Here is a 15,610-nt window from a genome sequence, read left to right on the forward strand (position 1 = left end):
TTAGACCAGACGCTTTCATGTGTTTCTTAGTTATTTGTGGTACGGCTTAGATAACTCGTGCACCGCTTCAACAAATACGCCCGCATTTTCAGGCGGCACATCCAAGTGGATACCATGGCCAAGGTTGAATACGTGGCCTGTCCCGGCATCACCGAAGCCTTCAAGGATAGTCGCGACTTCTTGACGAATACGCTCAGGAGAAGCGTAAAGCATTGATGGGTCCATGTTGCCTTGCAGTGCCACTTTATCGCCTACACGCTTCACAGCGTCTTGAATGTTGATTGTCCAGTCAAGGCCAACCGCGTCACAGCCTGTCGCAGCGATCTGCTCTAACCACATACCACCATTCTTAGTAAACAGTGTTACTGGTACGCGGCGACCATCGTTTTCACGGATTAGACCATCAACGATTTTGTGCATGTACTGTAGTGAGAACAGGTTGTAGTCACGTGGAGTCAGTACACCGCCCCAAGTATCAAATACCATGACAGATTGCGCACCCGCTTTGATCTGTGCATTTAGGTATTCGATCACGCTGTCTGCTAACTTATCAAGCAGTAGGTGTAGCGTTTGTGGCTCTGCATACATCATCTTTTTGATCTTAGTGAACGCTTTCGAGCTGCCACCTTCAACCATGTATGTCGCAAGAGTCCAAGGGCTACCAGAGAAACCAATCAGTGGTACGTCACCATTAAGGTCTTTGCGAATCTGACGAACAGCGTTCATCACGTACTGAAGCTCACCTTCAGGATCTGGCAGACCAATCTTTTCTACGTCCGCTTTACATGTGATTGGCTTATCAAACACAGGGCCTTCACCGGCTGCAAAACGTAATTCTAGACCCATTGCATCAGGGATAGTCAGAATGTCTGAAAATAGGATAGCGGCATCAAGAGGAAAACGGCGTAGTGGTTGGAGGGTTACTTCTGATGCAAGTTCTGCATTCTTACACAAAGACATGAAATCACCCGCTTCTGCGCGTGTCGCTTTGTATTCTGGAAGGTATCGACCTGCCTGACGCATCATCCATACTGGAGTGTAATCTACTGGCTCTTTTAGCAAGGCACGAAGATAGCGGTCATTCTTTAATTCAGTCATTCCGTTTTTCCGATTATTAGGCTTGTTTCTGTTGCGGCTATTCTAACACTGTTTGGTTCTCAAAAGCTGTGTGCTTTGCAACCTAGATCAAGTTATTAACTTTTAAATCAATGCTTAATTTGCACCCACCCAGTAACAGTGTTAAAAATCTGTTTGCTAGCGAAAACTACAATTATAAACCGAGTACTCAGTGCTTGGCATCTCATAACGACATCTTACTTACCCCCTCCTTCTGGAGGGTTTTTTTTACTTATTTTTCAGCAATATAATCAAAAATTACCACAAGTATGCTCGATCAATTCTCGGGCAATTGTTCCCTTAGGCGCGACATCAGGCAATGCGTTAAAGTCAAACCAACGCGCATCACTGAGTTCGCTATAATCGGGTTTAAGTTGTCCGGAATCGTATTCCGCGACAAACCCCATCATTAAGCTCGATGGGAATGCCCATGGCTGACTGCCGAAGTACTCGATATTTTTCACGTTTACCCCAGTCTCCTCTTTCACTTCACGAGCAACGCACTGCTCCAATGTCTCACCCACTTCAACAAAACCCGCAATCACGGTGTACATACCGTTTCGATGCCTTGGGTGTTGAGCCAATAATATTTGCCCCTGCTTACGTACGGCAACAATGATGCATGGGAATATGCGCGGATAATGCAATGTTCGACAATCACCACATTGCATCGCAAGTTGATTATGATTGAGGTGGTTTCGGCCACCACACAGCGGGCAAAAACGCAGACTCTGGGTCATATGACTGTATTGCACCGCCTTACTGAGTAAGAGGAATAGTTCTTGAGGGAAATGAAGGCACTCTCTCAGCGAAATAAGCTCAATTTCCGGCTCAAGCTCTGCTGCATTTAACCAAAATACTGGCGCTTTATTATAGCGACCAATTTCTATGGCAGAGCTTGTTGGCAGAGAAAAATCCTGTGCGATACCAAAAGGAATCGCATTATCAACCAACCAAACATCACTTCCTGATACAACGCACCAATAACAATTTTGCGTACGGTTTGTGTCACTTTTATTTAACATTCCACCCCCTCTTCACTTGCAGTCAGTCTATTTTACTGGCAATCTAAATTCATACCAGAGTTTGTAGTCCATCAATTTTGAGACTATAAATTCTAGTAAGGACAAGAGCTTGTATCTCTGCAAATGCTTTAAGCTTAATGGTCACCCAAGAAGTGACCCGATCATGAGGATATGGTCATGCTAAATAGATTCAAACAGACACAAGAACAATGGGGTGGCTCAAGCGAAGTCATCGATCACTGGCTAAAAACCCGTCAGTCACTTATCGTCGAGTACTGTAAGCTAGGTTCTCTTCAACCAGTCAATGGTCATGCGAACGTTGTCGAACTCCCTTCCCCTAAAGAAATCAGCTCATTCTGCGATCATGTAGTGGACTACATCTCCGAAGGTCATTTCAAGATCTACGATATGGTGATGGAAAAGTGGCAAGCCACTGGCTTCAAAACCAATGATGAGATCGATTCTGCCTACGCGAAAATCGTTCTGACCACTGAGCCTCTACTAGAATTTAATGACAAGTACGTCAAAGTAAGTGCCGATGATGAGCTACCTAATTTTGAAGTGGATATGTCAAAAGTGGGTGAACTGCTTGAAGTGCGTTTTGAAGTAGAAGATAACCTAATTCAGCTGATTGCCGATAGTTTAGCCATCCCGCCTGGTGCATAAGCCGAGAAGCGAGAAGCGAGAAGCGAGAAGCGAGAAGCGAGAAGCGAGAAGCGAGAAGCGAGAAGCGAGAAGCGAGAAGCGAGAAGCGAGAAGCGAGAAGCGAGAAGCGAGAAGCGAGAAGCGAGAAGCGAGAAAATCTTGGAAGGTTGACGTGAAAGCGTCAACCTTTTTTCTGTCTTTTAGACGTAAGTCCCTAACAAAAAACTCAGTGTCAGAGACTAACTCAGCAGCTATAACGCGCACCTCTCGAAGGACGAAGTCCGTTCTAGATTCTCGTAGGGCGAAGTCCTATCTCGAAGCGAAGCGTTCTAAACTCTCGCAGGGCGAAGCCCGTTCTAGTTCTCCATAAAACAAAAAAGGCACCCGAAGGTGCCTTTTATAACTTCATAGCTAGCGATTACTCGTCAACTGAGAAGCCTGCGTTAAGCAGTGCTGCAAGGTTATCAGTAGCTTGCTCAGCTGAAGGACCTTCTTGCTCTTCTACACGCTTAGCTTGACGCTCTTGGTGGTAAGCAAAACCTGTACCTGCTGGGATTAGACGACCAACAATTACGTTTTCTTTCAGACCACGTAGCTCATCACGCTTACCAGAAACTGCTGCTTCTGTTAGTACGCGAGTTGTCTCCTGGAACGATGCCGCAGAGATGAACGATTCAGTTGCTAGAGACGCTTTAGTGATACCTAATAGGTCACGTTCGAAGCGAACAAGCTCTTTACCTTCAGCTTCTAGCTGACGGTTAGCAATCTTAACATTCGCGTATTCAACCTGCTCACCCACTAGGAACTCTGTAGAGTCACCAGCGTGTGTGATTGTACACTTACGCAGCATCTGACGAACGATAGTTTCAATGTGCTTATCGTTAATCTTAACGCCTTGGAGACGGTATACTTCTTGAACTTCGTTCGCGATGTATTGAGTCACAGCGTGGATACCACGTAGACGTAGAATGTCATGCGGAGTTTCTGGACCATCTGCAATCACATCACCACGTTCAACCTTCTCGCCTTCGAATACGTTAAGCTGACGGTGCTTAGGAATCATCTCTTCGTAAGCATCACCGCCTTCACGAGTGATTACTAGACGACGTTTACCTTTCGTCTCTTTACCGAAGCTCACAGTACCTGTGTGCTCAGCAAGAATCGCAGGCTCTTTCGGCTTACGTGCTTCGAATAGGTCAGCTACGCGAGGTAGACCACCGGTGATATCTTTGTTACCGCCAGATTTCTGAGGGATACGTGAAAGTGTATCACCCACACCTACTTCAGCGCCGTCTTCGATGTTAACGATAGCTTTACCAGGTAGGAAGTAGTGAGCTGGCATTTCAGTACCAGGGATCATTACGTCGTTACCTTGCTCATCAACAAGTTTGATAGCTGGACGCATATCTTTACCTGCTGCTGGGCGAGCTGCCGCTTCAGTTACTTCGCTTGAAGATAGACCTGTTAGGTCATCTGTTTGGCGAGAAACTGTTACACCGTCGATCATGTCAACGAACTGGATGCGACCTGCCACTTCAGTGATGATTGGCATAGTGTGCGCTTCCCAGTTAGCTACTGTATCACCAGCTTCAACTGAGTCATTGTCGCCTTTAGACAGTAGAGAACCGTAAGGCAGTTTGTGTTTCTCTTTCGTACGGCCGAACTCATCAATGATAGTTAGTTCAGATGCACGAGAAGTGATTACAAGCTTGCCATCTTTGTTCGTTACATACTTAGCGTTATGTAGCTTAACTGTACCTGTTGTTTTCGCTTGGATGCTGTTCTCTGCTGCTGCAGTAGATGCCGCACCACCGATGTGGAACGTACGCATCGTAAGCTGTGTACCCGGTTCACCGATAGACTGAGCAGCGATAACGCCTACTGCTTCACCTTGGTTCACTAGGTGACCACGTGCTAGGTCACGACCGTAACACTGTGCACAACAACCGAAGTCCGCATCACAGGTAACTACAGAGCGCACTTTCATGCTGTCTACTGAGTTCTCTTCCATGATTTGACACCACTTCTCATCAATTAGAGTGTTACGTGGAATCAGAACTTCTTCAGTACCTGGCTTAAGAACATCTTCAGCAACTACACGACCTAGAGCTAGCTCAGAAAGTGCAACTTTAACGTCACCACCTTCGATGTGTGGCATCATGTTAACACCTTCGTGTGTGCCACAGTCATGTTCGTGTACTACAACGTCTTGAGCAACGTCTACTAGACGACGAGTTAGGTAACCCGAGTTCGCTGTTTTCAGTGCTGTATCCGCAAGACCCTTACGAGCACCGTGCGTTGAGATAAAGTACTGAAGTACGTTTAGACCTTCTTTAAAGTTCGCAGTGATAGGCGTTTCGATGATTGAACCATCTGGACGAGCCATCAGACCACGCATACCTGCTAGCTGACGAATCTGAGCCGCAGAACCACGTGCGCCCGAGTCGGCCATCATGTAGATGCTGTTGAATGACTCTTGTTGTTCCTCTTCACCTTCACGGTTGATTACCGTTTCAGATGAAAGGTTTTCCATCATCGCTTTCGCTACGCGATCGTTGGTCGATGCCCAAATATCGATCACTTTGTTGTAGCGCTCACCCGCAGTTACAAGACCAGATTGGTACTGTTCTTGAATTTCGCGAACTTCTGCTTCCGCTTCTTCGATCTCAGTGTACTTAGCTGCAGGTACAACCATATCGTCGATACCAACAGATACACCAGAAAGTGCTGCGTAAGCGAAACCTGTGTACATGATTTGGTCAGCAAAGATTACCGTGTCTTTAAGACCTAGCTTACGGTACGCTTCGTTAAGTAGGTTAGAAATTTGCTTCTTACCTAACTTTTGGTTAACGATGCTGTACGGTAGACCTTCCGGTACGATTTGCCATAGCATTGCACGACCGATAGTTGTATCAACCATCTTAGTCTCAGTAGTGCTATTACCATCTTCGTCTTTAACAGTCTCAGTGATACGAACTTTAACGCGAGCGTGTAGCTCAGCAGTCTTAGTGCGGTATGCCTTCTCAGCCTCAGCTGGGCTAGCAAGGTACATACCTTCGCCTTTCACGTTGATCTTGTCACGAGTCATGTAGTAAAGACCCAATACAACGTCCTGAGAAGGTACGATGATCGGATCACCTGACGCTGGCGACAGAATGTTGTTTGTCGACATCATCAGAGTACGAGCTTCAAGCTGTGCTTCTAGAGTTAGAGGCACGTGAACCGCCATTTGGTCACCATCGAAGTCGGCGTTGTATGCCGCACATACTAGTGGGTGAAGCTGAATCGCTTTACCTTCGATTAGTACTGGTTCGAACGCCTGGATACCTAGACGGTGAAGTGTAGGTGCACGGTTCAATAGTACTGGGTGTTCGCGGATTACTTCGTCTAGGATATCCCAAACGATCGCTTCTTCGCGCTCTACCATCTTCTTAGCTGCTTTGATTGTAGTCGCAAGACCACGAGTCTCTAGCTTGCTGTAGATAAATGGTTTAAACAGCTCAAGTGCCATCTTCTTAGGAAGACCACACTGGTGCAGACGAAGGTATGGACCTACTGTGATTACAGAACGGCCAGAGTAGTCTACACGCTTACCTAGAAGGTTCTGACGGAAACGACCTTGTTTACCCTTGATCATATCAGCAAGAGATTTCAGAGGACGCTTGTTCGAACCAGTGATCGCACGACCACGACGACCGTTATCTAGAAGTGCATCAACAGACTCTTGCAGCATACGTTTTTCGTTACGTACGATGATGTCCGGAGCAGCTAGCTCTAGAAGACGCTTCAAACGGTTGTTACGGTTGATTACGCGACGGTATAGGTCGTTCAGATCAGACGTCGCGAAGCGACCGCCGTCTAGTGGTACTAGAGGACGTAGATCTGGCGGAAGTACCGGAAGCACAGTTAGGATCATCCACTCTGGGTTGTTACCAGATTGAACGAACGCTTCAACTAGCTTAAGACGCTTAGTGATCTTCTTACGCTTAGTCTCTGAGTTAGTAGACTGAAGCTCTTCACGCATCTCTTCGATTTCAGCAGGCAGATCCATAGACGCAAGTAGGTCTTTGATCGCTTCCGCACCCATCTTAGCCGTGAACTCGTCACCCCACTCTTCTAGACGATCTAGATACTCTTCTTCAGTAAGCATCTGAGATTTTTCTAGATCAGTCATACCTGGTTCAGTTACTACGTACATTTCGAAGTAAAGAACACGTTCGATATCACGTAGAGGGATATCCATTAGTAGACCGATACGAGACGGTAGTGATTTTAGGAACCAGATGTGAGCAACTGGTGAAGCAAGCTCGATGTGTCCCATACGGTCACGACGAACTTTAGTTTGTGTAACTTCAACGCCACACTTCTCACAGATAACGCCACGGTGTTTTAGACGCTTATATTTGCCACAAAGACATTCGTAGTCTTTTACTGGACCAAAGATACGCGCACAGAACAGACCATCACGCTCAGGCTTGAACGTACGATAGTTGATCGTTTCAGGTTTCTTAACTTCACCGAAAGACCATGAACGAATCATGTCTGGTGAAGATAGACCGATTTTGATTGCATCAAATTCTTCGGTCTTATGCTGCGCTTTTAGAAAGTTTAATAAGTCTTTCACAATCAGCTCCTGTAAGGAGTTAAAAGGAGCTCACCCGCAAAAGTGAGCACCTTCTACCAAATAATCGTATTCTCTAAAGAGAAAGGATTACTCTTCGTCTTCTAGCTCGATGTTGATACCTAGCGAGCGGATCTCTTTCAACAATACGTTGAACGATTCAGGCATGCCAGGTTCCATGCTGTGGTTGCCATCTACGATGTTCTTATACATCTTAGTACGGCCGTTAACGTCATCCGACTTAACTGTTAGCATTTCTTGAAGCGTGTAAGCAGCACCGTATGCTTCTAGTGCCCATACTTCCATCTCACCGAAACGCTGACCACCGAACTGAGCTTTACCACCAAGTGGTTGCTGAGTTACTAGGCTGTACGAACCAGTTGAACGAGCGTGCATCTTGTCATCAACAAGGTGGTTCAGTTTCAGCATGTACATGTAACCAACAGTTACAGGACGCTCAAACGCATCACCTGTGCGACCATCAAATAGCGTTAGCTGACCAGATTCTGGTAGGTCACCTAGTTTTAGAAGCTCTTTGATTGAAGATTCGTTCGCACCGTCAAATACTGGAGTTGCGATCGGTAGACCACCACGTAGGTTCTTGATCAGCGTACGAACTTCGTCATCAGATAGAGACGCGATGTCTACTTTCTGACGAGTTTCACCAAGATCGTAAACCTTCTGTAGGAAGTCACGGAACTTAGCTAGCTCTTGCTGCTCTTTCACCATTTGGTTGATCTTGTCACCGATACCTTTCGCTGCCAGACCTAAGTGTACTTCTAGGATCTGACCGATGTTCATACGCGATGGTACACCCAGTGGGTTTAGTACGATGTCAACCGGCTGACCTTTCTCATCGTAAGGCATGTCTTCAACAGGGTTGATCTTAGAGATTACACCCTTGTTACCGTGACGACCCGCCATCTTATCACCAGGCTGGATACGACGTTTAACCGCTAGGTAAACCTTAACGATCTTCAGTACGCCAGGTGCTAGATCATCACCTTGTGTGATCTTACGACGCTTAGTTTCAAACTTCTTATCGAAGTCAGCTTTTAGCTCATCCCACTGCTCAGCAAGTTGCTCAAGCTGTGATTGTTGTGCATCGTCTTCAAGCGTTAGCTCTAGCCACTTCTTACGATCGATAGAGTCTAGTTTCGCTTCAGTGTAACCACCGTCGATTAGTACAGCTTTAACACGGTTTAGAAGGCCACCCTCAAGAATCTGGAATTCTTCAGTTAGGTCTTTCTTCGCTTCTTTCAGCTGCATCTGTTCAATTTCAAGTGCACGTTTGTCTTTTTCAACACCGTCACGAGTAAATACTTGAACGTCGATGATCGTACCTGATACAGAGTTTGGTACGCGTAGAGACGTATCTTTAACGTCTGACGCTTTCTCACCGAAGATAGCACGTAGTAGCTTCTCTTCTGGTGTTAGCTGAGTTTCACCTTTAGGCGTTACTTTACCTACAAGGATGTCACCGCCTTTCACTTCCGCACCGATGTAAACGATACCTGACTCGTCTAGTTTAGACAGAGCAGACTCACCTACGTTTGGAATGTCAGCAGTGATTTCTTCAGCACCAAGCTTAGTATCACGCGCCACACAAGATAGCTCTTGAATGTGGATAGTCGTGAAACGGTCCTCTTGAACTACGCGCTCAGATACTAAGATCGAGTCTTCGAAGTTGTAACCGTTCCAAGGCATGAATGCGATACGCATGTTCTGACCAAGCGCTAGCTCACCAAGGTCTGTTGAAGGACCATCAGCAAGAACGTCGCCACGTGCTACTGGTTCACCCGGCATCACACATGGACGCTGGTTGATACACGTGTTTTGGTTCGAACGAGTGTATTTAGTTAGGTTGTAGATATCGATACCTGCTTCACCAGGGATCAGCTCGTCTTCGTTAACTTTAACAACGATACGAGAAGCATCTACAGACTGGATTACACCACCACGTTTCGATACTGCTGTAACACCAGAGTCAACGGCGATGTTACGCTCGATACCAGTACCAACTAGAGGCTTATCAGCCTTAAGTGTTGGAACTGCCTGACGTTGCATGTTGGCACCCATCAATGCACGGTTCGCATCATCGTGTTCTAGGAACGGGATAAGCGATGCAGCGATAGATACAACCTGGTTAGTTGCAACGTCCATGTAGTCAACATGTTCGCGTGGGTGTAGGCCAGATTCACCTTTCTGACGAGCAGTGATTAGCTCTTCAGAGAATGTGCCTTCTTCAGTAAGAACAGTGTTCGCCTGAGCGATAACGTACTGACCTTCCTGAATAGCAGATAGGTAATCTACTTCGTCTGTTACTACGCCATCTACAACACGACGGTATGGCGTCTCTAGGAAACCGTACTCGTTACAACGTGCAAACGCAGATAGAGAGTTGATCAGACCGATGTTTGGACCTTCCGGCGTTTCGATAGGACATAGACGGCCGTAGTGAGTTACGTGTACGTCTCGAACTTCGAAGCCAGCGCGTTCACGAGTTAGACCGCCAGGACCCAATGCAGAAATACGACGCTTGTGCGTTACTTCTGATAACGGGTTGTTTTGGTCCATGAACTGTGAAAGCTGTGAAGAGCCAAAGAATTCTTTAACCGCAGCAGAGATCGGCTTAGCGTTGATAAGATCTTGAGGCATGATTGCATCAAGGTCACCAAGGCTTAGACGTTCTTTAACAGCACGTTCAACACGTACTAGACCAACGCGGAATTGGTTTTCTGCCATTTCGCCAACGCTGCGGATACGACGGTTACCTAGGTGGTCGATATCGTCCACTTCACCGATGCCGTTACGGATAGCGATTAGCTTCTTCATCACTTCAACGATATCAGTTTCGTCAAGAGTGCCTTGCTCTTGAGCATCTTCACGTTCGATAGAGCTGTTGAACTTCATACGACCAACAGTCGATAGATCGTAACGCTCTTCAGAGAAGAATAGGCTTTCGAATAGTGATTCAGCAGCTTCTTTCGTTGGCGGCTCGCCCGGGCGCATCATGCGGTAGATTTCTACCAGTGCAGAAATACGATCAACAGTGCTGTCGATGCGTAGTGTTTCTGACATGAACGGACCGTGGTCTAGATCGTTAGTAAATAACGTCTGTAGAGCTTTGTGGCCTGCCTGAGAAAGGTTAGCTAGCGCTTCAAGGCTGATTTCTTGGTTTGCACCAACAATGATCTCGCCAGTCGCTTCGTTGATGTAATCTTGCGATGCAACTTTGCCTACGATGTACTCAACTGGTACTTCGATATGCTCAACGCCATCTTTTTCAAGCTGACGGATATGGCGTGCAGTTACACGACGACCTGTTTCAACGTAAGTCTTGCCGTTAGCTTCGATATCGAATGACGCAGTTTCACCACGTAGACGATCAGGAACAAGCTCCATAAGTAGAGTTTGATCTTTAACTTCGAAGTTCACCTTCTCAAAGAAGATGTCCAGAATCTCTTCTGTCGTCTTACCTAGTGCGCGAAGAATGATAGATGCTGGTAGCTTACGACGGCGGTCGATACGTACGTATAGGTTATCCTTAGGATCAAACTCGAAATCAAGCCATGAACCACGGTAAGGAATAACACGTGCGTTATACAGAACTTTACCTGAAGAGTGAGTCTTACCCTTATCGCTGTCGAAGAATACGCCAGGGCTTCTATGAAGCTGGGATACGATAACTCGTTCAGTACCATTGATTACAAAGGTACCATTGTCTGTCATAAGCGGAATTTCGCCCATGTAGACTTCTTGTTCTTTGATGTCTTTAACGGTGCCTGCTGGCGCGTCTTTATCAAAAATAACTAGACGTAGTTTTACGCGTAGTGGCTTTGAGTACGTTACGCCGCGGATTTGACATTCTTTAACATCAAATACTGGCTCACCAAGACGGTAGCTAACGTATTGCAGCTCAGAGTTGCCGTTGTAGCTCTGAATCGGGAATACAGAACGGAAAGCAGCTTCAAGACCGTATTGACCCTCAGGATCCTGTTCGATGAATTTTTCGAACGAATCGAGCTGGATCGATAGCAGGTATGGAATGTCCAAAACTTGTGGACGAGTACCAAAGTCCTTACGGATGCGCTTTTTCTCGGTATAAGAGTAAACCATGGGGTTCCTCAGCTCGCTGATAAGTGACCCAAACTGTCTCCAATCGTTATGAGACAGTGACTGAAAATCTGTTTGATAGTAGTGACATACCATTAAGAGATAATGACATGTTTTTTGCTAGGAACTTGGGTGCTCAAACAGCGGAAAAATCACCCAACCCCTACAGCGCAAAAAGGCCGGTGGTTATAAAACCACCAGCCATTAGCCGTTAGGCTAAGAAGCTTAAGTAATAATTACTTAACAACAACAGTTGCGCCAGCTTCTTCTAGCTGAGCTTTAAGAGCTTCAGCTTCATCTTTCTCGATGCCTTCTTTTAGTGGAGCAGGAGCTGAGTCTACTAGACCCTTAGCTTCTTTAAGGCCTAGGCCAGTTGCGCCACGTACTGCTTTGATTACAGCAACTTTGTTACCGCCAGCAGATTCTAGGATTACGTCGAATTCAGTTTGCTCAGCAGCAGCTTCGCCTGCAGCAGCGCCGCCAGCTACAACAGCAGCAGCAGCAGAAACACCGAATTTCTCTTCCATTGCTTCGATTAGTTCAACAACTTGCATTACAGACATTTCTGCAACTGCGTCTAGGATTTGCTCGTTAGTGATAGACATAACAATTCTCTTTTAAATCAACAATAAGTTTAAATAGCAACCAGTGAAAAGCAAGGCTTAAGCAGCAGCTTCTTCTTTTTGGTCGCGTAGTGCAGCGATAGTACGTACCAGCTTGCCTGCAGAAGCTTCTTTCATGCACATCATTAGGCGTGCGATAGCTTCGTCGTAAGTTGGTAGTGTCGCTAGTACTTCAGCGTCAGTTAGCGCGCCTTCAAATGCAGCAGCTTTGATCTCGAAGTCTTTGTTCTCTTTAGCGAAGTCTTTGAAAAGACGCGCTGCAGCACCTGGGTGCTCGTTAGAGAATGCGATTAGAGTAGGACCAGTGAAAGTGTCAGTTAGACACTCGTAGTCAGTACCTTCAACCGCACGACGCATAAGCGTGTTACGAACAACACGTACATAAACACCAGCTTCACGAGCTTGTTTACGTAGTGAAGTCATAGCACCAACTTCAACGCCACGAGAATCAGCTACAACTGCAGAAAGTGCACCACTGGCAGCTTCGTTGACTTCAGCAACAATTGCTTTTTTGTCTTGAAGGTTTAAAGCCATCTTGGATTTACTCCTGGTTGTCGTTACACCACTCACTATCATCACGACAGTGAGAGTTATTTAGGTGCTTCCCAGAAGAAAGTAACTATTTACATAGAGCTTTCTGTCAGTTCGGGCACCATCTACGTAGGAAAATTAAGTTTACAAAAGCAAACACCTACGGTCTTGGACGGAGACTGGGTCATAATTCAGACTAAATTCTAACGAATTTAATGAACCAAAGTTCAGCCCCAACCACAAATATTAGGCGCAGAATTATACACCAATTCCACGCCTAAGCAAATATATTAGTTTGCTAGAGTGTTCAGGCTACCCTGATCAACAGCAACACCAGCACCCATTGTAGTAGAGATGCTAACCTTCTGAAGGAATGTACCCTTAGCAGAAGACGGCTTAGCTTTCTTCAGAGCAACTAGAAGAGCTTCTAGGTTCTCTTTGATCTGCTCAGCAGAGAAGTTTGCTTTACCGATTGTAGTGTGGATGATGCCGTTTTTGTCGTTACGGTAACGAACCTGACCAGCTTTAGCGTTCTTAACAGCTTCAGCAACGTTAGGAGTTACAGTACCAACTTTAGGGTTTGGCATTAGACCGCGAGGACCTAGGATAGTACCTAGTTGACCTACAACGCGCATTGCATCTGGAGAAGCAACAACTACGTCAAAGTTCATTTCGCCTTTCTTCACTTGCTCAGCAAGATCTTCCATACCTACGATGTCTGCGCCAGCTTCTTTAGCTGCTTCAGCGTTTGCACCTTGAGTGAACACTGCAACGCGGATTTCGCGGCCAGTACCGTGAGGTAGTACAGTTGCACCACGTACGTTCTGGTCAGATTTACGAGCATCGATGCCAAGGTTAACAGCAACGTCTACAGACTCAACGAATTTAGCAGTCGCTAGTTCTTGAAGAAGAGCAACAGCTTCGTTGATTTCGTATTCTTTAGTTACGTCAACTTTTTCGCGGATTACGCGCATGCGCTTAGTTAGTTTAGCCATCTTATTAACCCTCTACCACTAGGCCCATTGAACGAGCAGTACCAGCGATTGAACGCTTCATTGCTTCGATGTCAGCACCAGTCATATCAGCAGCTTTAGCTTCTGCGATTTCTTGGATTTGAGCGTCTGTTACAGTACCCACTTTTTCAGTGTTTGGACGACCAGAACCAGACTTAACGCCAGCAGCTTTCTTAAGAAGAACAGCAGCAGGTGGAGTCTTAGTGATGAACGTGAAAGAACGGTCGTTGTATACTGTGATAACAACTGGTGTTGGTAGACCTTTCTCTAGAGATTCTGTTTTTGCGTTGAACGCTTTACAGAATTCCATGATGTTAACACCGTGTTGACCTAGTGCAGGACCAACTGGTGGACTTGGGTTCGCCATACCAGCAGCAACTTGTAGCTTGATGTAAGCTTCAACTTTCTTAGCCATGATTATTCCTAATTTTGGGTACAAACGCTAATCGGCTGATCAGCTCCCCGTTGATATAAATACTTTTTACTCCAGCTGTAACTTTCGCTTCAGCCAAAATAATAAGGCGCGAAATTATAGTCATAATTCGCGCCCTAAACAACCCTATTAAGGTGTTTTTTTAATCAAGTTTTTCAACCTGACCAAACTCAAGCTCAACTGGTGTTGCACGACCAAAGATCGATACAGACACTTTTACGCGGCTCTTGTCATAATCCACTTCTTCAACAGTACCGTTGAAGTCTGCGAACGGACCGTCAGTAACACGTACCACTTCACCCGCTTCGTACATAGTACGTGGACGAGGAGCTTCACTTGCTTTCTCTAAACGGTTAAGAATCGCATCAGCTTCTTTATCAGTGATAGGAGCTGGACGATCAGAGGTACCACCAATGAAGCCCATGACACGCGGCACACTGCGTACTAAGTGCCATGATTCATCGTTCATGATCATCTGAACAAGGACGTAACCAGGGAAGAACTTGCGTTCAGATTTACGACGCTGACCCGCGCGCATTTCAACTACTTCTTCAGTAGGAACTAGTACTTCACCAAACAGCTCTTCCATGCTGTGCATTTTGATATGCTCGCGAAGAGATTGGGCTACACGGCCTTCAAATCCAGAGAAGGCTTGAACCACATACCAGCGTTTTTTTGGAGCTTCACTCATGAATTAAAACCCTCTATACCCCAGTTGCTAGAGCTACAAGACGAACCATAATGCCGTCAATACCCCATAGCACTAGAGCCATTACAATACTTACAGCTAAAACGATCAGTGTTGTTTGCATAGTTTCTTGGCGTGTAGGCCAAACAACTTTACGTACTTCCATACGAGATTCTTTTGCAAACTCGATCGCAGCTTTACCTTTCATTGTTGTAGCAGCAACACCAAGTGCCGCAGCGATTAGTACAACAACACCTGCAGCGCGAATAACTACAGACATCTCACCGTACAGGTAATTACCCACAACAGCAGCAGCTAACAGAGCAAAAGTGACAATCCACTTAAAGATATCTGCGCCATTTGAGCTCTCAGGAGTTTCAGCATTATTTGCTTTCATAAAACCAACCTGTCTAAGTCTTAATATAGACGACAACAACCCCGCTGTTGCAGGGCAAATCCATGAAACGACAATCTTAATGAATTGACGTACTCTTTTTATTGATCAAGACGCAACACCTCGACCAAAAAATTCCTGCTAAACACCTATTTGGATAAGAAACCAACAGGCATTTTATTTAGTGCAGAAAAAGGGCATCAAATGATGCCCTTTTTGCTACTGGTTCGTCAAATCTAATTAATAGATTTTCCGAAGTCTTTAGCTAATTCGTAAGAATTAGTCGAAGATCTTAGCAACAACACCAGCACCTACTGTACGGCCACCTTCACGGATAGCGAAACGTAGGCCTTCATCCATTGCGATTGGAGCGATTAGCTCTACTTGCATTTGGATGTTGTCGCC

General features: G+C 45.9%; 12 protein-coding genes. 1 reads left to right on the forward strand and 11 read right to left on the reverse strand.

The features are described 5' to 3' along the window. Positions 1 to 30 precede the first annotated feature (30 nt). Both hemE and nudC read right to left on the reverse strand, forming a co-directional pair. A complete protein-coding gene (gene hemE / locus ACU01J_RS19580; RefSeq protein WP_481087197.1) occupies positions 31 to 1,098 on the reverse strand; it encodes a uroporphyrinogen decarboxylase in 1,068 nt (355 codons plus the stop codon). Between the two features lie 269 nt (positions 1,099 to 1,367). Continuing rightward, a complete protein-coding gene (gene nudC / locus ACU01J_RS19585; protein WP_481087198.1) occupies positions 1,368 to 2,141 on the reverse strand; it encodes an NAD(+) diphosphatase in 774 nt (257 codons plus the stop codon). A 171-nt stretch (positions 2,142 to 2,312) separates the two neighbouring features. On the opposite strand from nudC, the gene rsd reads away from it, so the two are divergent. Continuing rightward, on the forward strand, positions 2,313 to 2,807 hold the full coding sequence (rsd, locus tag ACU01J_RS19590) for a sigma D regulator (RefSeq protein WP_481087199.1): 495 nt from the start codon (positions 2,313 to 2,315) through the stop codon (positions 2,805 to 2,807). A gap of 397 nt (positions 2,808 to 3,204) precedes the next feature. On the opposite strand, the gene rpoC is transcribed toward rsd, so the two are convergent. The 9 genes from rpoC to ACU01J_RS19635 form a co-directional block, all read right to left on the reverse strand. After that, a complete protein-coding gene (gene rpoC / locus ACU01J_RS19595) occupies positions 3,205 to 7,410 on the reverse strand; it encodes a DNA-directed RNA polymerase subunit beta' (RefSeq protein ID WP_481087200.1) in 4,206 nt (1,401 codons plus the stop codon). An 87-nt stretch (positions 7,411 to 7,497) separates the two neighbouring features. Continuing rightward, positions 7,498 to 11,526 (reverse strand): DNA-directed RNA polymerase subunit beta, encoded by a 4,029-nt coding sequence (gene rpoB, locus ACU01J_RS19600; protein WP_481087201.1) that lies wholly within the window; start codon positions 11,524 to 11,526, stop codon positions 7,498 to 7,500. A gap of 233 nt (positions 11,527 to 11,759) precedes the next feature. Continuing rightward, positions 11,760 to 12,128 (reverse strand): 50S ribosomal protein L7/L12, encoded by a 369-nt coding sequence (gene rplL / locus ACU01J_RS19605; protein WP_053441452.1) that lies wholly within the window; start codon positions 12,126 to 12,128, stop codon positions 11,760 to 11,762. Positions 12,129 to 12,185: 57 nt separating this feature from the next. Beyond that, positions 12,186 to 12,680: a 50S ribosomal protein L10 gene (gene rplJ / locus ACU01J_RS19610; protein ID WP_004415880.1), complete on the reverse strand. Its 495-nt coding sequence runs from the start codon at positions 12,678 to 12,680 to the stop codon at positions 12,186 to 12,188. 287 nt (positions 12,681 to 12,967) lie between these two features. Then, positions 12,968 to 13,672, reverse strand: coding sequence for a 50S ribosomal protein L1 (gene rplA, locus ACU01J_RS19615; RefSeq protein ID WP_008078230.1), 705 nt, complete (start codon positions 13,670 to 13,672; stop codon positions 12,968 to 12,970). 4 nt (positions 13,673 to 13,676) lie between these two features. Further along, complete coding sequence (rplK, locus tag ACU01J_RS19620; protein ID WP_481087202.1) at positions 13,677 to 14,105, reverse strand: 50S ribosomal protein L11; 429 nt, start codon at positions 14,103 to 14,105, stop codon at positions 13,677 to 13,679. A 160-nt stretch (positions 14,106 to 14,265) separates the two neighbouring features. Further along, positions 14,266 to 14,814 (reverse strand): transcription termination/antitermination protein NusG, encoded by a 549-nt coding sequence (gene nusG / locus ACU01J_RS19625; protein ID WP_004415884.1) that lies wholly within the window; start codon positions 14,812 to 14,814, stop codon positions 14,266 to 14,268. Between the two features lie 13 nt (positions 14,815 to 14,827). Further along, entirely contained in the window at positions 14,828 to 15,208 is a 381-nt protein-coding gene (secE, locus tag ACU01J_RS19630; protein ID WP_481087203.1) for a preprotein translocase subunit SecE, read from the reverse strand. A 276-nt stretch (positions 15,209 to 15,484) separates the two neighbouring features. Next, positions 15,485 to 15,610 (reverse strand): EF-Tu C-terminal domain-related protein (locus tag ACU01J_RS19635; protein ID WP_481087204.1); only part of this gene is annotated, 126 nt, incomplete at its 5' end.

Source organism: Vibrio sp. 2433-A1 (assembly GCF_056726085.1).

Bases quoted from the DNA above. Each gene is read 5' to 3' on its own strand.
- hemE (WP_481087197.1), bottom strand. From the start codon at position 1,098: ATGACTGAATTAAAGAATGACCGCTATCTTCGTGCCTTGCTAAAAGAG.
- nudC (WP_481087198.1), bottom strand. From the start codon at position 2,141: ATGTTAAATAAAAGTGACACAAACCGTACGCAAAATTGTTATTGGTGC.
- rsd (WP_481087199.1), top strand. From the start codon at position 2,313: ATGGTCATGCTAAATAGATTCAAACAGACACAAGAACAATGGGGTGGC.
- rpoB (WP_481087201.1), bottom strand. From the start codon at position 11,526: ATGGTTTACTCTTATACCGAGAAAAAGCGCATCCGTAAGGACTTTGGT.
- rplL (WP_053441452.1), bottom strand. From the start codon at position 12,128: ATGTCTATCACTAACGAGCAAATCCTAGACGCAGTTGCAGAAATGTCT.
- rplJ (WP_004415880.1), bottom strand. From the start codon at position 12,680: ATGGCTTTAAACCTTCAAGACAAAAAAGCAATTGTTGCTGAAGTCAAC.
- rplA (WP_008078230.1), bottom strand. From the start codon at position 13,672: ATGGCTAAACTAACTAAGCGCATGCGCGTAATCCGCGAAAAAGTTGAC.
- rplK (WP_481087202.1), bottom strand. From the start codon at position 14,105: ATGGCTAAGAAAGTTGAAGCTTACATCAAGCTACAAGTTGCTGCTGGT.
- nusG (WP_004415884.1), bottom strand. From the start codon at position 14,814: ATGAGTGAAGCTCCAAAAAAACGCTGGTATGTGGTTCAAGCCTTCTCT.
- secE (WP_481087203.1), bottom strand. From the start codon at position 15,208: ATGAAAGCAAATAATGCTGAAACTCCTGAGAGCTCAAATGGCGCAGAT.